Below are 14,694 nucleotides of genomic sequence, written 5' to 3' on the forward strand. Positions count from 1 at the left end.
ACACCGCCGATCAGGGGATGTAGTCGACGAGTCCCTGCGGCGCCACCGCCGCGCGATACCGCTCGACGAGCTCGCGCCAGCCCGACGCGGGGGTGTACTCGTGCTCGTACACCGCCTCGGTGAAGTGCCAGAGCAGGTACGGATGCGCCCCGAGGCGGTAGAGCGCCTCGAAGTCCCGAGCGGCGAATGCCGCCCGCTCCTCGGGGGTCAGCTCGCGATCGTCGGTGGCCCGCTCCGCCGTACCACCGCCGGCGAGCCAGCGGTGAACCGTGCCCGCCGGGTCGGCAACGTAGGCGGCGACGGCGGCATCACTCAGCTCGACCGAGCGAATGAACTTGTCGACCATGTACTTGCTCATCAGCGGCTCCCCCACAGGAAGAACGGGCTCGTCGAGAAACGAGATTCGGGCACGTCGACGAAGTCTGCGGCTCGGCCGCCCATCGCTGCGAGAGCCGCGACCGCGTTCAGGTATTGATACGTCATGCAACCGGCCTCCGTCATGCGGTCGAAGTCGCTGCAGACGCGGATCGCGCCGTCGAGGTCGCCGTCGCGCATCCAGCTCGCCGCAGCTTCGTCGAAGGCGGGATCGGGCGACCCGGCGAAGGTGCGGGGGCCGCCGACATCGTTGGCCATGTGCCCCGAGGTCAGGATCGCCACCCGCGCATCCGAGTCCCACGCCTCGATCGCCCGGCGCAGGTGCTCGCCCAGCGCTACGAAGCGCCGCACCGAGGGCACCGGCGGCATCGAGGCGTTCGCGTGGACGGGCACGACGGGCAGGTCGAGCTCGGGCCGCACGTACTGGAGCGGGATGACGAAGGCGTGGTCGAGCCGCCACTCCAGGCTCACCGAGAAGTCGATGGCGTCGGGCTGCACGCTGCGGCCGGCGATCTGGTCGGCGAGTTCGCGATGGCCCGCGAGCTCGCAGAACTCCATGCCGAACGTGCGCGCCTCGTTCTCCCAGGTGCCGTGGTACGCGTCGGCCTTGCCGACCACGAACGCCGGGGAGTTGTCGTAGAAGAACTGCCGCATGTGATCGGTGCCGATCACGACGACCACGTCGACATCGTGCTCGGCGAGCGCGTCGCGGATGCGGGCGAAGTTCGCTGCGATCGGCTTCAGATCGTCGGGCATCGGGTCGCGCATCGCGCGCCAGAGCAGTGGGTTGTGCGGCGTCACCGCGGCCATCACCAGTTGTGCCATGTCTTCTCCGTTGAGTTCGGCGCCGGGCGTTCAGAGCCCGAAGAGCTTGCGGGCGTTGTCGAGCAGGATCTTCTGCCGCGACTCGGGCTTGAACGGCAGGTCGGCGAACTCGCTCATCCACCGTTCGACGGTCATCACCGGCCAGTCCGAGCCGAACAGCACCCGGTCGCTGATGAGCGAGTCGGCGTACCGCACGACCTCCGGCGGCAGGTACTTCGGCCCCCACCCCGACAGGTCGAGGTAGACGTTCGACTTGTGCCACACCATCGCGAGGTTCTCGAGGTGCCACGGCCAGGCCGGGTGTGCGCTGATGATCTTGAGCTCGGGGAACTCGGCGGCGACGTCGTCGATGTACGGCACCGGTTTCGCGTTCTCGAGGTGGTACCCGCCGCCACCGGGTGTGCCCGCGCCGGCACCGGGGAAGCCGCAGTGGAACATCACGACGAGCCCCAGTTCGGCACAGGCCTCCCAGATCGGGAAGAACCGCCGGTCATTCGCCAGGAACTTCTGCCGCGACGGGTTCAGCTCGCCGACGCCCTTGATGCCGTACTCGCCGTGCATCCGGCGGATCTCGGCGATCGCCGCCTCGCCCTTCCAGGGATCGATGCCCGCGAACGGGATGAACACATCGGGATGGTCAACAGCGGCCCGGCCGATCAGGTCGTTCGGTGCACCGGGGATCCCCGAGGTCGTCTCCGAGTCGGAGTTCACGATCGCCGCCATCATCTTGCGGTCGCGGTACTGGTCGGCCTGCTCGGCGAACGACACGACCGGGCGCTCGCGACCGAAGTGCTTCGCCATCTGCTGGTGTCGCCTGCCCATCGCCGCGAGGAACTCCTCGGTCTGCGGGTGGGTGTGCACGTCGATGGCGACGAGGTCGTCGATGCGGCTCATGCGCGGATTCCTTCGGGTCGGGTGACGGATGCCGCGGCCGCGGCGAGCACGTCGGCGTTCGCCTCGCCCAGCCGGGGGGCGGCCCGCAGCTCCGGCCGCCCGCTGCCGTGGAACCGCGTGCTCGGCACGGGAACCCGGAGCGGCGTGTCGTCGTGGCCGGTGATCTCCTCGACGAGGGCCATCGACGCGACCTGCGGGTCGTCGAAGAGGTCGGCGACGGTGTTGAGCGGCCCGTGCGGGATGTCGTGCGCCTCGAGCCGGTCGAGCCAGTATTGCCGCGGCATCCGCTCGGTGATGGCCTTGAGCTCTGCGTCGAGTTCGTCGTAGTTGCGCACCCGGGCTTCGCGCGTGGAGAACCGCGGGTCGTCGGCGAGGTCGGCGCGCTCGAGCACTTCGAGCAGGCCCGTCCAGAACTTCTCCGGCACCGACATGTGGATGACGAACGCCTTGCCGTCGGAGCCGACGCACGCGTAAGCCTGCGCCCGGCGGGGCCGGGAGTCGGGGCCGGCGACCTGCCCGGTCTCGAGGTAGGTGGACGCCGCCTCGGTGAGGAAGTCGATGAGCGAGCCCACCATCGACACGTCGATGTGCTCGCCGACGCCGTCGGCGCCGCGGGCGTGCAGGGCCGCGAGCACCGCTTGCGAGGCCGACATGCCCGAGAGCAGGTCCGAGAACGCCGGCCCGAGCGGACGCAGCGTGTCGGCGGGCACGACCTGGCTGTACATCGCCCCGACCGCCGAGATGACCGTGTCGTAGGCCGGGCGCTTCGCGTAGGGGCCCTCGGGTCCGAAGCCGGTGATCGAGCACGTGATGAGTCGCGGGTTGAGCTCGCGCAGCACGGCCGGCCCGAACCCGAGTCGCTCAGCGACGCCGGGGCGGAAGTTCTCGATCAGCACGTCGACGTTGCGCGCGAGGTCGAGCAGCGCCGCGAGTCCGCCCTCGGTCTTGAGGTCGAGGGTGACACCGCGCTTGCCGCGGTTGTACGCGGCGAACTGCGGGCTCATCGCGCCGGAGCCTTCCCAGCGGCGCATCGGATCGCCGTCGGGCGCCTCGACCTTGATCACGTCGGCACCGAGATCGGCGAGGAGCTTCGCGGCATACGGCCCCGAGATGTACTGCCCCAGTTCGATGACGCGGATGCCGCGGAGCGGGCCTCCGTTCGCGCCGCTCACGTCTGCGCTGATCGGGTCTGCGCTCATCGGGTCTGCTCCTCTCGGTGTTCGGCCCGGAGTTCGGCGGGCCGGGTGTCGAGCACGATCTGTTCGCGCTGCACGACGACGAGGTGCAGCGGCACCGCCTTGGCCACGAGCGAGGTCGTCGGGCATCGCTCGGCCGCCTCGCGCACGAGCGCGGCCGCGACCTCTGGATCGGCGTCGTCATCGACGCGCACCTCGGCGACGAACCACTGCGGATGCGGCGGGGCGCCGGCGACCAGGTGCTCGCCGCGCAGGTCGAGCAGCGTGCGCACGCTCGCCTCGAGCGACCGCACCGGGACATCCGCCGCGGCCCATGTCTTCGCGCACCAGCCGAGCAGGCAGAAGGCGATCGAGCTCAGCAGGTATCGCATCGGGCTGGGGGCCGAGTCGTGGCCGCCCCGCTCGACCGACTCGTCGGAGCGGAACTCGAACTCCACTCCGTACTGCTCGAAGCGCGACACCGCGGTCACGTCGCACTCGAGCGTCGCGGCGACCCACGGTCGCATGCGAGCGGATGCCGCGTCCGCGCCGGTGCGGTCGGCGATGTGCTCGAGCGAGGCGCGCAGCCGGGCGCGGTCGATGATCTCAGCCGACATCGACGATCACCTTGCCGACGTTCGAGGTGGGGAACTCGCGGTACGCGCGTCCGATCTCGTGCAGCGGATACCGCGCCGCGATGATGGGCTCGATGACCCCCGCCCGCACGAGGTCGAGCGCGCGCCGCACCTGCGCGTAATCGGCGCTCGCGACCCCGATGAGGCGCTTGCGTCGCAGGTAGAAGTCGCGTGTGTCGATCTCGAGACGAGGGTCGACGGATGCCGCACAGAACACCGCACGCCCGCCCCATCCGAGCGCGGCGATGCCCGCCGCGAGCGTGGGAGCGTGGCCACTCACGTCGATCACGACATCGAAACCGGTGCCGCCGGGCGGCGCCGCGCCGAGGCGAGCGGCGAGTGCTGCGGCATCCGTCGCCCGGATCGCCCGCACGCCGGCGGGCGCCGCCGGCTCGGATCGGGATGCGGCGACGACCTCGGCTCCCAGATGAGCGGCGATCGCGACCGCGGCGCGCCCGAGCGTGCCGCTCGCGCCGGTGACGAGCACGCGTTCACCTGCGACGACGCCCGCGGTCTCGATCGCGTTGAGCACGATGGGCACGCTGTGCACCGCGGCCGTGGCGACGTCGGCGGCGATGCCCTCGCGGTCGAAGGCGTTGCGGCCGGGCACGACGACGACCTCGGCAGCCCCGCCGTCGCGGTGCACGCCGACGACCGTCTGCGCCGGGCAGTCGGCTTCGCGGCCGGCGAGGCACCGCGCGCACTCGCCGCAGGAGATGTTGGGCTTCACGACGACGCGCTCGCCGATCCGGGCGGGGTCGACGCCCTCCCCGACCGCGATCACAGTGCCGGCGGGGTCGATGCCCAGTACTCGCGGCAGCTTCGCGACGGCGCCAGGACCGTGGCCGGCGATGACATTGAGATCGAGTTGGTTCACGCCCACCGTCTCGATACGCACGGCGACCTCGCCGGGGGCAGGGCGGGGCGCATCCACCTCGGCGACGACGATTCCGTCGAGGCCGTGGGTCGTGAGCACCGCTGCGAGCAACGCTGGACCGCCTCCGTGTCGGGTCGCGATCGGTCATCGCGATTTCTGGATACCGTATCCAAAAATGGCGACGGCGTCCAGTGGTCGGCGTGATCGCGATCGATCCGCTCTCATCGTCCCGCATCCCATCGTCCCGCCGAACACGGTCAAAGAAAAGTATGGACAGTTCCCGACAGATTGGATACCGTATCCAGCAACTCGCGTGATGCTCTCGGTCTCCCGCGAGCGCCGAGCGCGAGCAACCCGCCAAGAATGGAGAGTCATGCGCAGATCCATCCCCCGATACGGCCTCGCGGCGGCCGCCGGCCTGGCAGCACTGGCGCTGCTCGCCGGTTGCGCCGGCGCCGGTGACGCCGGTGCCGACGCCGAGCCGGTCGAACTCGCCGCGGGCGAACCGGGCGCGGCCGAGGACACCGAGATCACGGTGGCCATCCCGTTCCCCGACATCACGATGTACTCGATGTTCGTGCTGGCGACCGACCTCGGCTACTACGAGGAGGAGGGCCTCACCGTCGAGGTCATCACCGCCGACAACGTCACCGCGGCCGTCGCGAGCGGCAGTGCCGACATCGGCGTCGAGAGCACCGGCACGGTGATCGAGGCCAAGCGTGGCGGCGTCGAGGTCGACCTGGTCAGCGGCCACTACTGCCGCCAGAACTTCGACTTCGCCACGCAGAAGGACATCACGAAGGTCGAAGATCTCGAGGGCACGTCGATCGTGCTCGCCGGCACCCCCGGCGACCCGGCCGAGTTCCAGCGGGCGCAGGTGCTCGCGGAGGAGGGCTGGGACCTCGAGGGCGTGAACGTCGAGATCGTCTATCCCGGGCCCGGCTCCGAGTCGTGGACCGAGTTCTTCGTGAACGACAAGATCACGCTGCAGCCCTTCTACGGTGACGACCGCCCGGCGCTCGAGGAGCACGGTGCGAACTTCCCCGTCGAGGCGCTCCGCAACTGGGCGAACGATGTCATGGTGGCCGGCAGCGGCTACGTGGAGGAGAACCCCAACACCCTCGTACGGTTCCTCCGCGCCACGCTCAAGGCGGTCGACTATGTGACGGCTCCGGCTCCCGGCGAGTTCCCCGAGAACGTCGACGAGGTGCTCGACATCTACGAGGCGAACGACTTCGACGTCTCGGCCCTGCGCGGCTCCGACAGCGTCTGGGTGCTCGACGGACACCTCGCCTGCGAGAACCTGTATTTCGACACCGAGGCGTGGGACACCACGATCGAGACGCAGAAGCTGCAGCCGCTCGAGTTCGACGAGTCGCAGCTCGTCTACCTCCTGAAGGCGCAGGAGCTGCTCGGTCTCGACAACGAGGGCCCGGCAACGCTCCCCTACCCCTGACGCCTCACAGCCTCAGCGAAGGGCCCCCGCCGCAGCGCATGACGGCGAGGGCCCTTCGCGTGTGCGATGAGGTCACCGGTGAAGGGCGTCACGGCGATGTACCATCTCCACCGTCACCGTCCATGAGTTCAGTTCTCGCAGGCCGCTCGGAGATCGTCCACGTAGCGGTCGAAGACCGGAACGAAGTCGGGAAGCGATCGCCCGGCAAGTGGCAGCATCACGCCACTGAGTTCCTCCCGCATCGTGAACCTCGACGCCCCACCGTCGATCCGCTCCACCGTGAACGTGCGGATCCCGCGGAACATGGGCAGTGAGCCCTCGCGCCAGATCATCCGGCTTGGCGGTTCGAACGCGACGACCGTCGGGCGGAAGGTGCGTCCCGGAGCAGCAGGCACTCGGATGGTGAGCCTGCGACCCGGCTCGATCGGACCGTCGATGCTCTGGACGGTCGAGTTCCACGAGGGGAAGCCGGCGGCATCGGTGAGCCTGCTCCAGAGCACGTCGGGCCGGGCCTCTATTTCGACCGTCACCTCAACGGCCTGCCGGAAGACCAACCGCTCCCGCGTGGCACTCATCGCGTGGCCTCCGTCGCACGCACCCGATTGTTGCGGGCGCTGTGCTCGAGCTCCACCAGGTCGAGTGCTTCGAGCAGAAGGAGCATCCAGTCGCCGTGCTTTACGAGCATCGCATGCAGATCGTCGATCGCCCGCGCGACGTAGGTGAGCGTCGTGCCGCCGACCTGACAGACGAGAACCGTTGGGTCCGCCGAGTCGCCACGATACGTCGTGTACTCAGACGAGTGGGGCGGCGTCTTCAGTTTCCAGGCAGCCTCGGGCGTACCGGTGCCGGACCAGTGCTCAGCCATGCTTCCCTCCCCGAGTGCGCGGATCAGGCGGACCAGACCAGTCTCGGCGCTCGGGAGGGTCGACGTCTTGTACGAACACGACGACATTGGGTGCGAAGTCGTTCGGGACCTCCGGCGGATAATGGCCGCGATACCCGCGCGGGACACCGCCGCTGAAGACCCGAAAGTCCCTGACGAAGTGCGCCTGGTCGTAGTAGCCGGCGTTCGCGGCGACCTCCCCGAGCGGAACCCCCGGATCGGTCATCAACTGACGCAGGGCACACTGGAAACGGAGGACCCGGCCCACGGTCTTCGGTGGGAACCCGAGGCCGCGGGCGAACAGCCTCTCGACCTGGCGCGGTGAGGATGCGGCGACATCGGCGAGCTCGTTCACCAGCACACGGCCGTCGCCGGCGACGAGCGCCGACAGGGCGCGCTCGAAGGTCGCCTGCGCCCCGTCGAGCCGCAGCCGCCCGAGGAAGAAGTCGTCGATCATCCGCGCGCTCGCCTCGAAGTCGGTGGTGCGAAGATCGGATTCGAGTTCTCGTATCCCATCGCCGAACACCAGCTCGGGTGCAGGTGTCCGCCCGCTCCAGGGTGCGATGCTCGCCCGCGTGAACGGCGCGAGGCCGCCGAGGTGGAATCGAACGCCGACGATTCGCACGGCGCCGTGCTGCAGGATCCGGATCGGCACAAGGCGCTGCGCGTCGAGGTTCGATCGATCGTGCTCGGATCCCCCGCCACCGATGACCTCGCGCCGATATGGTGCTTCGAAGTTGAAGATCAGGTCCGCGCGCGCGTCGACGAAGACGTCGACGCGCAGGTGGACGTCCTCACCTGGAACATGGGACACGAACCAGTAGTTCTCGATGTAGGACCGAAGCGACTCGGCGGGAGGGTGCAGCCGGTACACGCGCTCAGGATGGCACACCTGCTCGGCGAGCGCTCGTCATGCCGCGCGGCTCGCGGATTCTCCGGCCCGCCCGTCGCCGTGAGCCGACCGGGCGCTGCGCCGACGCACAAGCCGGCCCCCGTCATCGCGCATGAGACGGAGGCCGGCAGCCTGTGTGGGCGGATGCCGCGACTCAGCCGCTGCGGGACGGCACCGCCGCGATCGCCTCGATCTCGAACCGGTAGTCGGGCCCGGCGAAGCCGGCGACCTGCACGAGCGTCGACACCGGGAAGTCGTGCGTGAAGTACCGCGCACGGATCTCGCGCACGTCGTCGCGCACGAGCCGGAAGTCGTCGCGCACGAAGACGTTCACCTTGACCACGTCAAAGGGCGTCGCGCCCGCGGCATCCAGCACCTTCGCCAGGTTCTCGAACGCGAGCTCGACCTGCTCGCGAGCCCCCGACGGCATGGTGCCGTCGGGGCGCATGCCGATGATGCCGCTCACGAACACGAGGTCGCCGCCCGAGACGCGGATGGCCTGACTGAAGTCGGCCGTGGGCGGGTACACGCCCCGCGGCGAGATGACCTGCCTGTGCATGGCCTACGACGCCCCCGCGACCTTCTTGTCGTCGTACCAGGGCGCGAGCCGCTTGCGCAGGATCGAGATGAGCCAGAGCGTCAGGTTGGCGATGATGACCATGACGATCACCATGGCGATCGCCTCGGCCATCTCGAACTGGTAGGCCGCGAACTCCAGCATGTGCCCGAGGCCGCCGGTTCCGCCGAGGAACTCCCCGAGCACCTCGCCGGTGAAGCCGAGCGCCGCGCCGCGCTGGATGCCGGCCAGGCTGTACGGCAGGGTGGCCGGGAAGATGATCTTCCAACCGAGTGCGACGCCGTTCACCCCGTAGACCCGCCCGGCGTTCACGAGCGAGGTGTTGACCGTGACCGCACCCTCCATAGTGTTGAGGATGATCGGGAACACCGCGAGCAGGAACACGAGTGCGATCTTGGACTCGTTGCCGAGCCCGAGGATGAGGATGATGAGCGGCGCGAGCGCCACCTTCGGCGTCGAGTACAGCAGCCACAGGAAGGGCGCGACCATGAACCGCAGCACCGGCGACCAGCCCACCGCGAGTCCGACCACCACGCCCACGACGACCGCCAGCACGAGTCCGATCGCGAGGTTCTGGATGCTGAACCAGAACGCGGTCCAGAACTCGGGGTCGACGAGCAGCTGCAGGAACGACGCGAAGACGGCGGTCGGCGGCGGGAGGAACGTCTCGGGCACGAGGTGGAGCCAGCTGACCGCGGCCTCCCAGATGAGCAGGATCACCGCGATCACTCCGATGAGGAGCAGGCTCCACTTGCCCTCGCCGCTGCGCTGGCGCCGGCGGGGCTCCACCGTGCGCATGGTGCCGGTTGCCGAGGTGACGGTCATCGTCGGCCGCCCTTCTTCGTCCATGGTGCGGTCCAGCGCTCGACGAGCGTCACGACCTGGGTCATGCCGACGCTCCAGATGACGATGATCGCGATCGCCGCGAACGCCTGGTCGGTCTGGTAGGTGTTGGCGGCGCGCATGATGACCGCCCCCATGCCCGCCGACGATCCGCTCATCTCGGCGACGACCATGCCGATCGTCGCGAGCACGACGGCCTGGCGGAGGCCCGCGAACAGGAACGGCACCGTCGACGGCAGGTAGACCGAGCGGTACAGCTGCATCCGGCTCGCGCCGTACACCCGACCCGCCCGGATGATCGACGTGTTCGTCGTGCGCATGCCTGCGGCGACGTTGAGCATGATCGGGAAGATCGCGCTGATCGTCACGAGGAAGATCACCGGTCCGATGCCGAACCCGAACCACGCCTTCGCGAGTGGGTAGTAGGCGATCGACGGCGTCGCGTAGATCGTCCAGGCGATCGGTCCGGCCACTCGGTCGACCGGCAGCGAGGTGCCCATCAGCAGTCCGACCGGGATGCCGATCACCACGGCGAGGGTGAAGCCCGCGATCCACGCCTGCGCCGAGACCGGGATGTTCGCGGCGAGTGCGCCGCTCATGACGAGTTCGACGAACCCCTGGGCGATGGCGCTGGGCGGCGGGAAGAACACCGGGTTGATCCATCCGAAGACGCCGACGACCAGCTGCCAGATCACCAGCATCACGGCGACCTCGATGGCCAGCACGCCGGCCTTGGCGGCCGGGCTCAGCCCTGCCAGCCAGGCGCCGATGCCTCCGCGGCCGAGGTTCGGCCCGCTCGCGAGGAATGAGCTCATTTCGAGATCGCCGCCTCCGTGGCCTCGTGCTCCAGCGCATCCCAGAGATAGTCGCGCAGTTCGATGAATCGCGGATCCGACTGGACGTTGCGCTCCGAACGCGGACGCGACAGGCCCGTCTCGATGACCTCTTTGATGGCACCCGGATGGCTCTTGAACACCACGATCCGGTCGCCCAGCAGGATGGCCTCCTCGATGGAGTGGGTGATGAAGATCACCGTCTTGCCGGTCTTCGCGATGAGCTTGCCGATCTCATCCCGCATCACCTCGCGGGTGAGTGCGTCGACCGCGCCGAGCGGCTCGTCCATCAGGAGGATGCGCGGCTCGGCCACGAACGCGCGAGCCAGGCCGACGCGTTGCTGCATGCCGCCCGACAATTCCCGTGGATACGAGTTCTCGAAGCCCGCGAGCCCGACCATGTCGATGGCCTCCTGCACCCGGTCGCGCCAGCCCTGGCCCTTCAGCCGCTTCTGCATCTCGAGGCCGAACTTCACGTTGTCGAAGACGGTGCGCCACGGCAGCAGCGCGTAGTCCTGGAAGACCACGGCGCGGTCGGGGCCGGGAGCCGTCACCGGCTCCCCGCCCACGAGCACCTGCCCTGCGCTCGGCTTCACCAGGCCGGCGATGACGTTCATGAACGTCGTCTTGCCGCATCCCGATGGGCCGAGCACGGTGACGAACTCCCCCTCGCGCACGTCGAGTTCGACACCCTCGATGGCGATGAGCCGATTGCCCGTGCGGGCGACGTCGTAGCCCACCGTGAGACCGCGCACCGAGATGAGCGGCGCAACGGATGCCGCACCCTCGCCTCGATCGATCGTTGACGTCATGGCCGTTCCCTCTTCCGCGATCACGGGGGCCTCGATTATCCCGCCAGTACCGGCTCGGCAGCCTGCTGCCGCATCTTCGGCAGCACCTCGGTGCCGAGGAGCTCGATCTGCTCGAAGAACCGGTCGAACTTGAACCGGAAGTCGAACACGAGGTGCTCGGTTCCGACGGCCTCGAACTTCTTCAGCTCCTCGACGGCTTCGTCGGGGTTGCCGACGATGAGCTGCCCCTCGAGGTCCTCGACGGTCTCGAACTTACCCGACGGCGGCTTCACGGCGAACTTCGCCTTGTTCGCCCACGCCAGCAGGCCCGGCACGTTCACGTGCTTGAGCGCCTCTTCGCGGGTCTCCTCGATCGAGGTCGGCGGGATGACCGAGATGGTCGGCATGGGCCGGCCCGAGGCATCCGTCATCTCCTTCATGACCTCGATGCGCTTGGCCATCGAGGCGAGCGAGATGCGGCCAGGCATCCAGCCGTCGGCGTACTCGGCCGCGAGACGCGCCGAGCGCGGCGTGGCACCGCAGTACCAGAACGGGATGCGGCCGCCGACGGGCTTCGGTTCGATCGTGATGTTCTCGAACGAGAAGATGCCGTCGTCGTAGGTGACGTCGTTCTCGGTGAACACACGCTTGAGGATCTCGGCGTTCGAGCGCACCGCCTCGACGCGGTCCAGGTCGCCCCAGCCGATCGCCTCGAACTCGTGGTCGAAGGTGCCCGCGCCGAAGCCGAGGATGAGACGGGGCCCGACGAGCTGGGTGATCGTGCCGGCCATCAGCGCCGTGAGCAGCGGGTGGCGGAACGGGATGAGCGAGCCGGTGCCGAGCTCGAGCTTCTCGGTGACGGCGCCGATCGCGGTGAGCGTGGTGAGCGCGTCGTAGAACGTGCGGTTGGGCTTCTCCATCTCGCCGTGCGGCTCGAACACCAGGTGGTCGCGCACCCAGACGGAGTCGAATCCCATCTGTTCGGCGAGTTTCGAGCCCTCGAGCAGCTTCTCCCGGCTCGCCTCTTCACCGAAGTGGGGCAGCAGCAGTCCGAACTTCATGGTCACTTTCCTTCCTCGGCGACCGCGGCCGCCATCTCTGCCTGGTCGGCCTTGCCGGCCTGAACGGCCGCGAGCTTCCCGTATCCGGGCTCGCCGACGACGACGCCGTCGGCGTAGACATCCTGGCCGCGCACCAGCGTGCGTTCGATCCGGGAGCTGATGGTGCGGCCGTCGTACGGCGTCCACCCGATCTTCGACAGCACGTCGTCGTTCGTGATGGTCCACTCGTGGGCCATGTCGGCGATCACGAGGTCGGCGTCGGCGCCCACCTCGATCGATCCCTTCACCCCTGCCAGGCCGAACTTCTCGGCGGGGATCCGCGCGACCATGTCGACCGCGCGCTCGAGTTCGAGCTCGCCGCGGTTCACCGCGTCGAGCATGAGCTCGTAGTAGTACTGGATGCCTGGGGTGCCGGTGTGGGCGCTCCACATCTGCGTCCAGCCGATCTCCTTCTCCTCGCGGGTGTGCGGGGCGTGGTCGGAGCTCGCGATGTCGATCGTGCCGTCGCGCATGCCCTCCCAGATCGCGGCCCGGTTGTCGTCGGGCACCCAGTACGACAGGGCGTACGGCCCGAGCGTCTCGACGTCGTTCCAGGTCGAGAGGAACGGCGCCCAGTGGTTCACCTCGCAGGTCACGTCGATGCCGGCCGCCTTCGCACGACGCACGGCTTCGATCGAGCGGCGGGTCTGGATGTGGGCGATGTGCACGGGGCATCCGGATGCCTCGGCCAGGCGCAGCACCACGTCGATCGCCGTGTCCCAGATGACGCCCTCTCGGGCCGCGTACGCCGAGGCGTAGCCCTGCGGCGTGTTCTCACCGCGGGCGAGCACCTCGCCCTCGATGTAGTCCATCAGCGCCTGGTCGTGCGGGTGCACGATGAAGCGCTTGCCGGTCTTCGCGATGCGATCCATGATCTGCAGCAGGTGACCGTGGTCGTGGATGCCGGTGCCCGACGGGTGCGGGTAGTCGCGGCCCGTGTCGACGACCATGTAGATCTTGAAGGCGTTGATGCCCATCGCGGCCATCGGCTCGATCGCGTCGAACCTGGTCGGCGCCGGGTTGTGGTTCCAGTCGACGATCGAGGTCGACGCATACCGCTCGAACACGTCGGTGAGCGTCTCGACGTCGACCGTCGGCGGCTTCAGGTTCGGCATGCCGAAGATCGTGGTGACGCCACCGGCAGCCGCCTGACGCGTGGTGGTGAGGATGTCGTCCTTGTGCTCGTAGCCCGGCTCTCGGGTGTGCACGTGCACGTCGACCATGCCCGGCAGCACGAGCCGGCCGGATGCGTCGACGGTGCGCTCGGCGTCGACGGGCACGCCCGAGGCGACGAGCCCGGCGATCCGGCCGCCGTCGACGAGGACGTCGGCGGCGACGGGGCCGGAGGGCGTGGCGACGGTGCCGCCGGAGATTCTGAGGTCGATGGTCACTGCGGTGCCTCCATCAAGGTGACGGTCTCGCCCTGTTCGGGCGAGAGGGTGGTGCGAACGGCGAGGTGGTTCGGCCGCACGTGGCGGTCGAGCCATTCGACGATCAGCGGGGTGGTCTGCTCCCAGTAGCGGTCGTAGGCCGCGTAGTGGGTGGTGTGCCGTTGCATGATGAGCTGCTTCGGCCCCTTCGCCGCGGCGTAGAGCGCCTCGGCGTGGTCGGTGGGGGTGGTCGCGTCGCCCTCGACGCCGATCACGAGGAGCGGAGTGGTGAGCCGCGTGGCCGCATCGATCGGGCGGTAGGCGAGGATCTCCTCGGCGCACGAGAGCGGGATGGCGCTCGGGATCTTGTCGTCGACGTCGGCCTTGATGGTCGTCGCGCGGCGCTCGGGGGTGGGCACCATGATCTCCTCGCGCGGGTGCACGAGGCGGCCCTTGCCGGTCGTGACCCGAAGCTTGCGGTCTTCGTCGAGCCCCGCGAGGAACGCGAGCCACTCGTGCTCTTGCCGCATGCGATGCAGCCAGTCGGTGCCGTCGGCGACGGGCACCTGGCTGACCGCGGCCTTGACCCGCGGGTCGGCGTCGGCGAGCAGCACGGCGTTGCCGCCGCCCGTGCCGCCGGTGCCGAAGACGCCGATCGCGTCGGCGATGACGTCGTCGCGCGTGGTGAGGTAGGTGACGGCGTTCACCAGGTCCTGCAGCTGGCGAGCCGGCGAGAGGAGGCCGCGGTCTCCGCCCGAGTCGCCGAATCCGCGGTAGTCGAACACCAGCACGGCGAAGCCGGCGGCGACGAGCGCCTCGTGGTATCGCACGTAGAGCTTCGCGTCCTTGAGCCCGAGCCAGCCCGGGCCCTGCACGATCGCACGGTATGGACCCGGGGTGTCGGGTGTGCGCAATACGCCGGCGATCGGATCACCGTCGCTGTGGAACTCGACGTTCGTGGTCTTCATCTGGTGCAGGGCCCTCTCGGATCGTTGCGGTGCTTCGTTGCGAACACCATCATTGCGTATTCTGGATCCAGAATCCAGTAGCGAGTTGAAACTCATCGATTACCCGAGCGCGCGCAGTCGCGGTACGAGGTCGCGTTCGAAGAGCTCGAGGAACCGGCGCTGGTCGTGACCGGGCGCGTGGAACACGAGGTGGTTGAAGC

17 protein-coding genes are annotated in these 14,694 nt (G+C 68.9%); 1 reads left to right on the forward strand and 16 read right to left on the reverse strand.

The annotated features are described in order from the left end of the window. Positions 1-10: 10 nt before the first annotated feature. The 6 genes from ACFWN7_RS16665 to ACFWN7_RS16690 are packed head-to-tail and all read right to left on the reverse strand — an operon-like array spanning position 11 to position 4,892. A complete protein-coding gene (locus ACFWN7_RS16665; protein ID WP_376939982.1) occupies positions 11-358 on the reverse strand; it encodes a hypothetical protein in 348 nt (115 codons plus the stop codon). Further along, positions 358-1,200 (reverse strand): hypothetical protein, encoded by an 843-nt coding sequence (locus ACFWN7_RS16670; protein ID WP_376939983.1) that lies wholly within the window; start codon positions 1,198-1,200, stop codon positions 358-360. Before ACFWN7_RS16670 ends, ACFWN7_RS16665 begins: the two co-directional genes overlap by 1 nt. 30 nt (positions 1,201-1,230) lie before the next feature. Then, on the reverse strand, positions 1,231-2,094 hold the full coding sequence (locus ACFWN7_RS16675; RefSeq protein WP_376939984.1) for an amidohydrolase family protein: 864 nt from the start codon (positions 2,092-2,094) through the stop codon (positions 1,231-1,233). Next, positions 2,091-3,293 (reverse strand): CaiB/BaiF CoA transferase family protein, encoded by a 1,203-nt coding sequence (locus ACFWN7_RS16680; protein ID WP_376939985.1) that lies wholly within the window; start codon positions 3,291-3,293, stop codon positions 2,091-2,093. Before ACFWN7_RS16680 ends, ACFWN7_RS16675 begins: the two co-directional genes overlap by 4 nt. Next, the gene (locus ACFWN7_RS16685) at positions 3,290-3,886 is read right to left on the reverse strand and encodes an OsmC family protein (protein WP_376939986.1); all 597 of its coding nucleotides are present in this window, start codon (positions 3,884-3,886) and stop codon (positions 3,290-3,292) included. Before ACFWN7_RS16685 ends, ACFWN7_RS16680 begins: the two co-directional genes overlap by 4 nt. Continuing rightward, entirely contained in the window at positions 3,876-4,892 is a 1,017-nt protein-coding gene (locus tag ACFWN7_RS16690; RefSeq protein WP_376939987.1) for an alcohol dehydrogenase catalytic domain-containing protein, read from the reverse strand. Before ACFWN7_RS16690 ends, ACFWN7_RS16685 begins: the two co-directional genes overlap by 11 nt. Before the next feature lie 262 nt (positions 4,893-5,154). Here ACFWN7_RS16690 and ACFWN7_RS16695 point away from each other — a divergent pair, with 262 nt between their 5' ends. Then, positions 5,155-6,237, forward strand: a complete 1,083-nt coding sequence (locus ACFWN7_RS16695) for an ABC transporter substrate-binding protein (protein ID WP_376939988.1) — start codon at positions 5,155-5,157, stop codon at positions 6,235-6,237. 128 nt (positions 6,238-6,365) lie between these two features. On the opposite strand, the gene ACFWN7_RS16700 is transcribed toward ACFWN7_RS16695, so the two are convergent. The 10 genes from ACFWN7_RS16700 to ACFWN7_RS16745 form a co-directional block, all read right to left on the reverse strand. Further along, positions 6,366-6,812: an SRPBCC family protein gene (locus tag ACFWN7_RS16700; RefSeq protein WP_376939989.1), complete on the reverse strand. Its 447-nt coding sequence runs from the start codon at positions 6,810-6,812 to the stop codon at positions 6,366-6,368. Further along, positions 6,809-7,102, reverse strand: a complete 294-nt coding sequence (locus ACFWN7_RS16705; RefSeq protein WP_376939990.1) for a DUF6855 family protein — start codon at positions 7,100-7,102, stop codon at positions 6,809-6,811. The genes ACFWN7_RS16700 and ACFWN7_RS16705 overlap by 4 nt, the downstream gene beginning before the upstream one ends. Further along, entirely contained in the window at positions 7,095-7,994 is a 900-nt protein-coding gene (locus ACFWN7_RS16710; RefSeq protein WP_376939991.1) for a helix-turn-helix domain-containing protein, read from the reverse strand. Before ACFWN7_RS16710 ends, ACFWN7_RS16705 begins: the two co-directional genes overlap by 8 nt. 172 nt (positions 7,995-8,166) lie before the next feature. After that, positions 8,167-8,571 carry a RidA family protein gene (locus tag ACFWN7_RS16715; RefSeq protein ID WP_376939992.1) on the reverse strand — a complete coding sequence of 135 codons (405 nt, stop codon included), beginning with the start codon at positions 8,569-8,571 and terminating at the stop codon, positions 8,167-8,169. 3 nt (positions 8,572-8,574) lie between these two features. Beyond that, the gene (locus tag ACFWN7_RS16720; RefSeq protein ID WP_376939993.1) at positions 8,575-9,414 is read right to left on the reverse strand and encodes an ABC transporter permease; all 840 of its coding nucleotides are present in this window, start codon (positions 9,412-9,414) and stop codon (positions 8,575-8,577) included. After that, positions 9,411-10,247 (reverse strand): ABC transporter permease, encoded by an 837-nt coding sequence (locus ACFWN7_RS16725; RefSeq protein ID WP_376939994.1) that lies wholly within the window; start codon positions 10,245-10,247, stop codon positions 9,411-9,413. The genes ACFWN7_RS16720 and ACFWN7_RS16725 overlap by 4 nt, the downstream gene beginning before the upstream one ends. Further along, positions 10,244-11,077: an ABC transporter ATP-binding protein gene (locus ACFWN7_RS16730; RefSeq protein WP_376939995.1), complete on the reverse strand. Its 834-nt coding sequence runs from the start codon at positions 11,075-11,077 to the stop codon at positions 10,244-10,246. The genes ACFWN7_RS16725 and ACFWN7_RS16730 overlap by 4 nt, the downstream gene beginning before the upstream one ends. Positions 11,078-11,112: 35 nt before the next feature. After that, the gene (locus tag ACFWN7_RS16735; protein WP_376939996.1) at positions 11,113-12,117 is read right to left on the reverse strand and encodes an LLM class flavin-dependent oxidoreductase; all 1,005 of its coding nucleotides are present in this window, start codon (positions 12,115-12,117) and stop codon (positions 11,113-11,115) included. Positions 12,118-12,119: 2 nt separating this feature from the next. After that, positions 12,120-13,547: a dihydroorotase family protein gene (locus ACFWN7_RS16740; RefSeq protein WP_376939997.1), complete on the reverse strand. Its 1,428-nt coding sequence runs from the start codon at positions 13,545-13,547 to the stop codon at positions 12,120-12,122. Beyond that, complete coding sequence (locus tag ACFWN7_RS16745; protein WP_376939998.1) at positions 13,544-14,494, reverse strand: alpha/beta hydrolase; 951 nt, start codon at positions 14,492-14,494, stop codon at positions 13,544-13,546. The genes ACFWN7_RS16740 and ACFWN7_RS16745 overlap by 4 nt, the downstream gene beginning before the upstream one ends. Positions 14,495-14,694 lie beyond the last annotated feature (200 nt).

This window comes from Agromyces sp. NPDC058484, from assembly GCF_042720415.1.
Taxonomy (GTDB): domain Bacteria; phylum Actinomycetota; class Actinomycetes; order Actinomycetales; family Microbacteriaceae; genus Agromyces.

Coding starts and splice junctions, on each gene's coding strand:
- ACFWN7_RS16665 (WP_376939982.1), bottom strand. CDS start 358: ATGAGCAAGTACATGGTCGACAAGTTCATTCGCTCGGTCGAGCTGAGT.
- ACFWN7_RS16670 (WP_376939983.1), bottom strand. CDS start 1,200: ATGGCACAACTGGTGATGGCCGCGGTGACGCCGCACAACCCACTGCTC.
- ACFWN7_RS16675 (WP_376939984.1), bottom strand. CDS start 2,094: ATGAGCCGCATCGACGACCTCGTCGCCATCGACGTGCACACCCACCCG.
- ACFWN7_RS16680 (WP_376939985.1), bottom strand. CDS start 3,293: ATGAGCGCAGACCCGATCAGCGCAGACGTGAGCGGCGCGAACGGAGGC.
- ACFWN7_RS16685 (WP_376939986.1), bottom strand. CDS start 3,886: ATGTCGGCTGAGATCATCGACCGCGCCCGGCTGCGCGCCTCGCTCGAG.
- ACFWN7_RS16695 (WP_376939988.1), top strand. CDS start 5,155: ATGCGCAGATCCATCCCCCGATACGGCCTCGCGGCGGCCGCCGGCCTG.
- ACFWN7_RS16700 (WP_376939989.1), bottom strand. CDS start 6,812: ATGAGTGCCACGCGGGAGCGGTTGGTCTTCCGGCAGGCCGTTGAGGTG.
- ACFWN7_RS16705 (WP_376939990.1), bottom strand. CDS start 7,102: ATGGCTGAGCACTGGTCCGGCACCGGTACGCCCGAGGCTGCCTGGAAA.
- ACFWN7_RS16715 (WP_376939992.1), bottom strand. CDS start 8,571: ATGCACAGGCAGGTCATCTCGCCGCGGGGCGTGTACCCGCCCACGGCC.
- ACFWN7_RS16720 (WP_376939993.1), bottom strand. CDS start 9,414: ATGACCGTCACCTCGGCAACCGGCACCATGCGCACGGTGGAGCCCCGC.
- ACFWN7_RS16725 (WP_376939994.1), bottom strand. CDS start 10,247: ATGAGCTCATTCCTCGCGAGCGGGCCGAACCTCGGCCGCGGAGGCATC.
- ACFWN7_RS16730 (WP_376939995.1), bottom strand. CDS start 11,077: ATGACGTCAACGATCGATCGAGGCGAGGGTGCGGCATCCGTTGCGCCG.
- ACFWN7_RS16735 (WP_376939996.1), bottom strand. CDS start 12,117: ATGAAGTTCGGACTGCTGCTGCCCCACTTCGGTGAAGAGGCGAGCCGG.
- ACFWN7_RS16745 (WP_376939998.1), bottom strand. CDS start 14,494: ATGAAGACCACGAACGTCGAGTTCCACAGCGACGGTGATCCGATCGCC.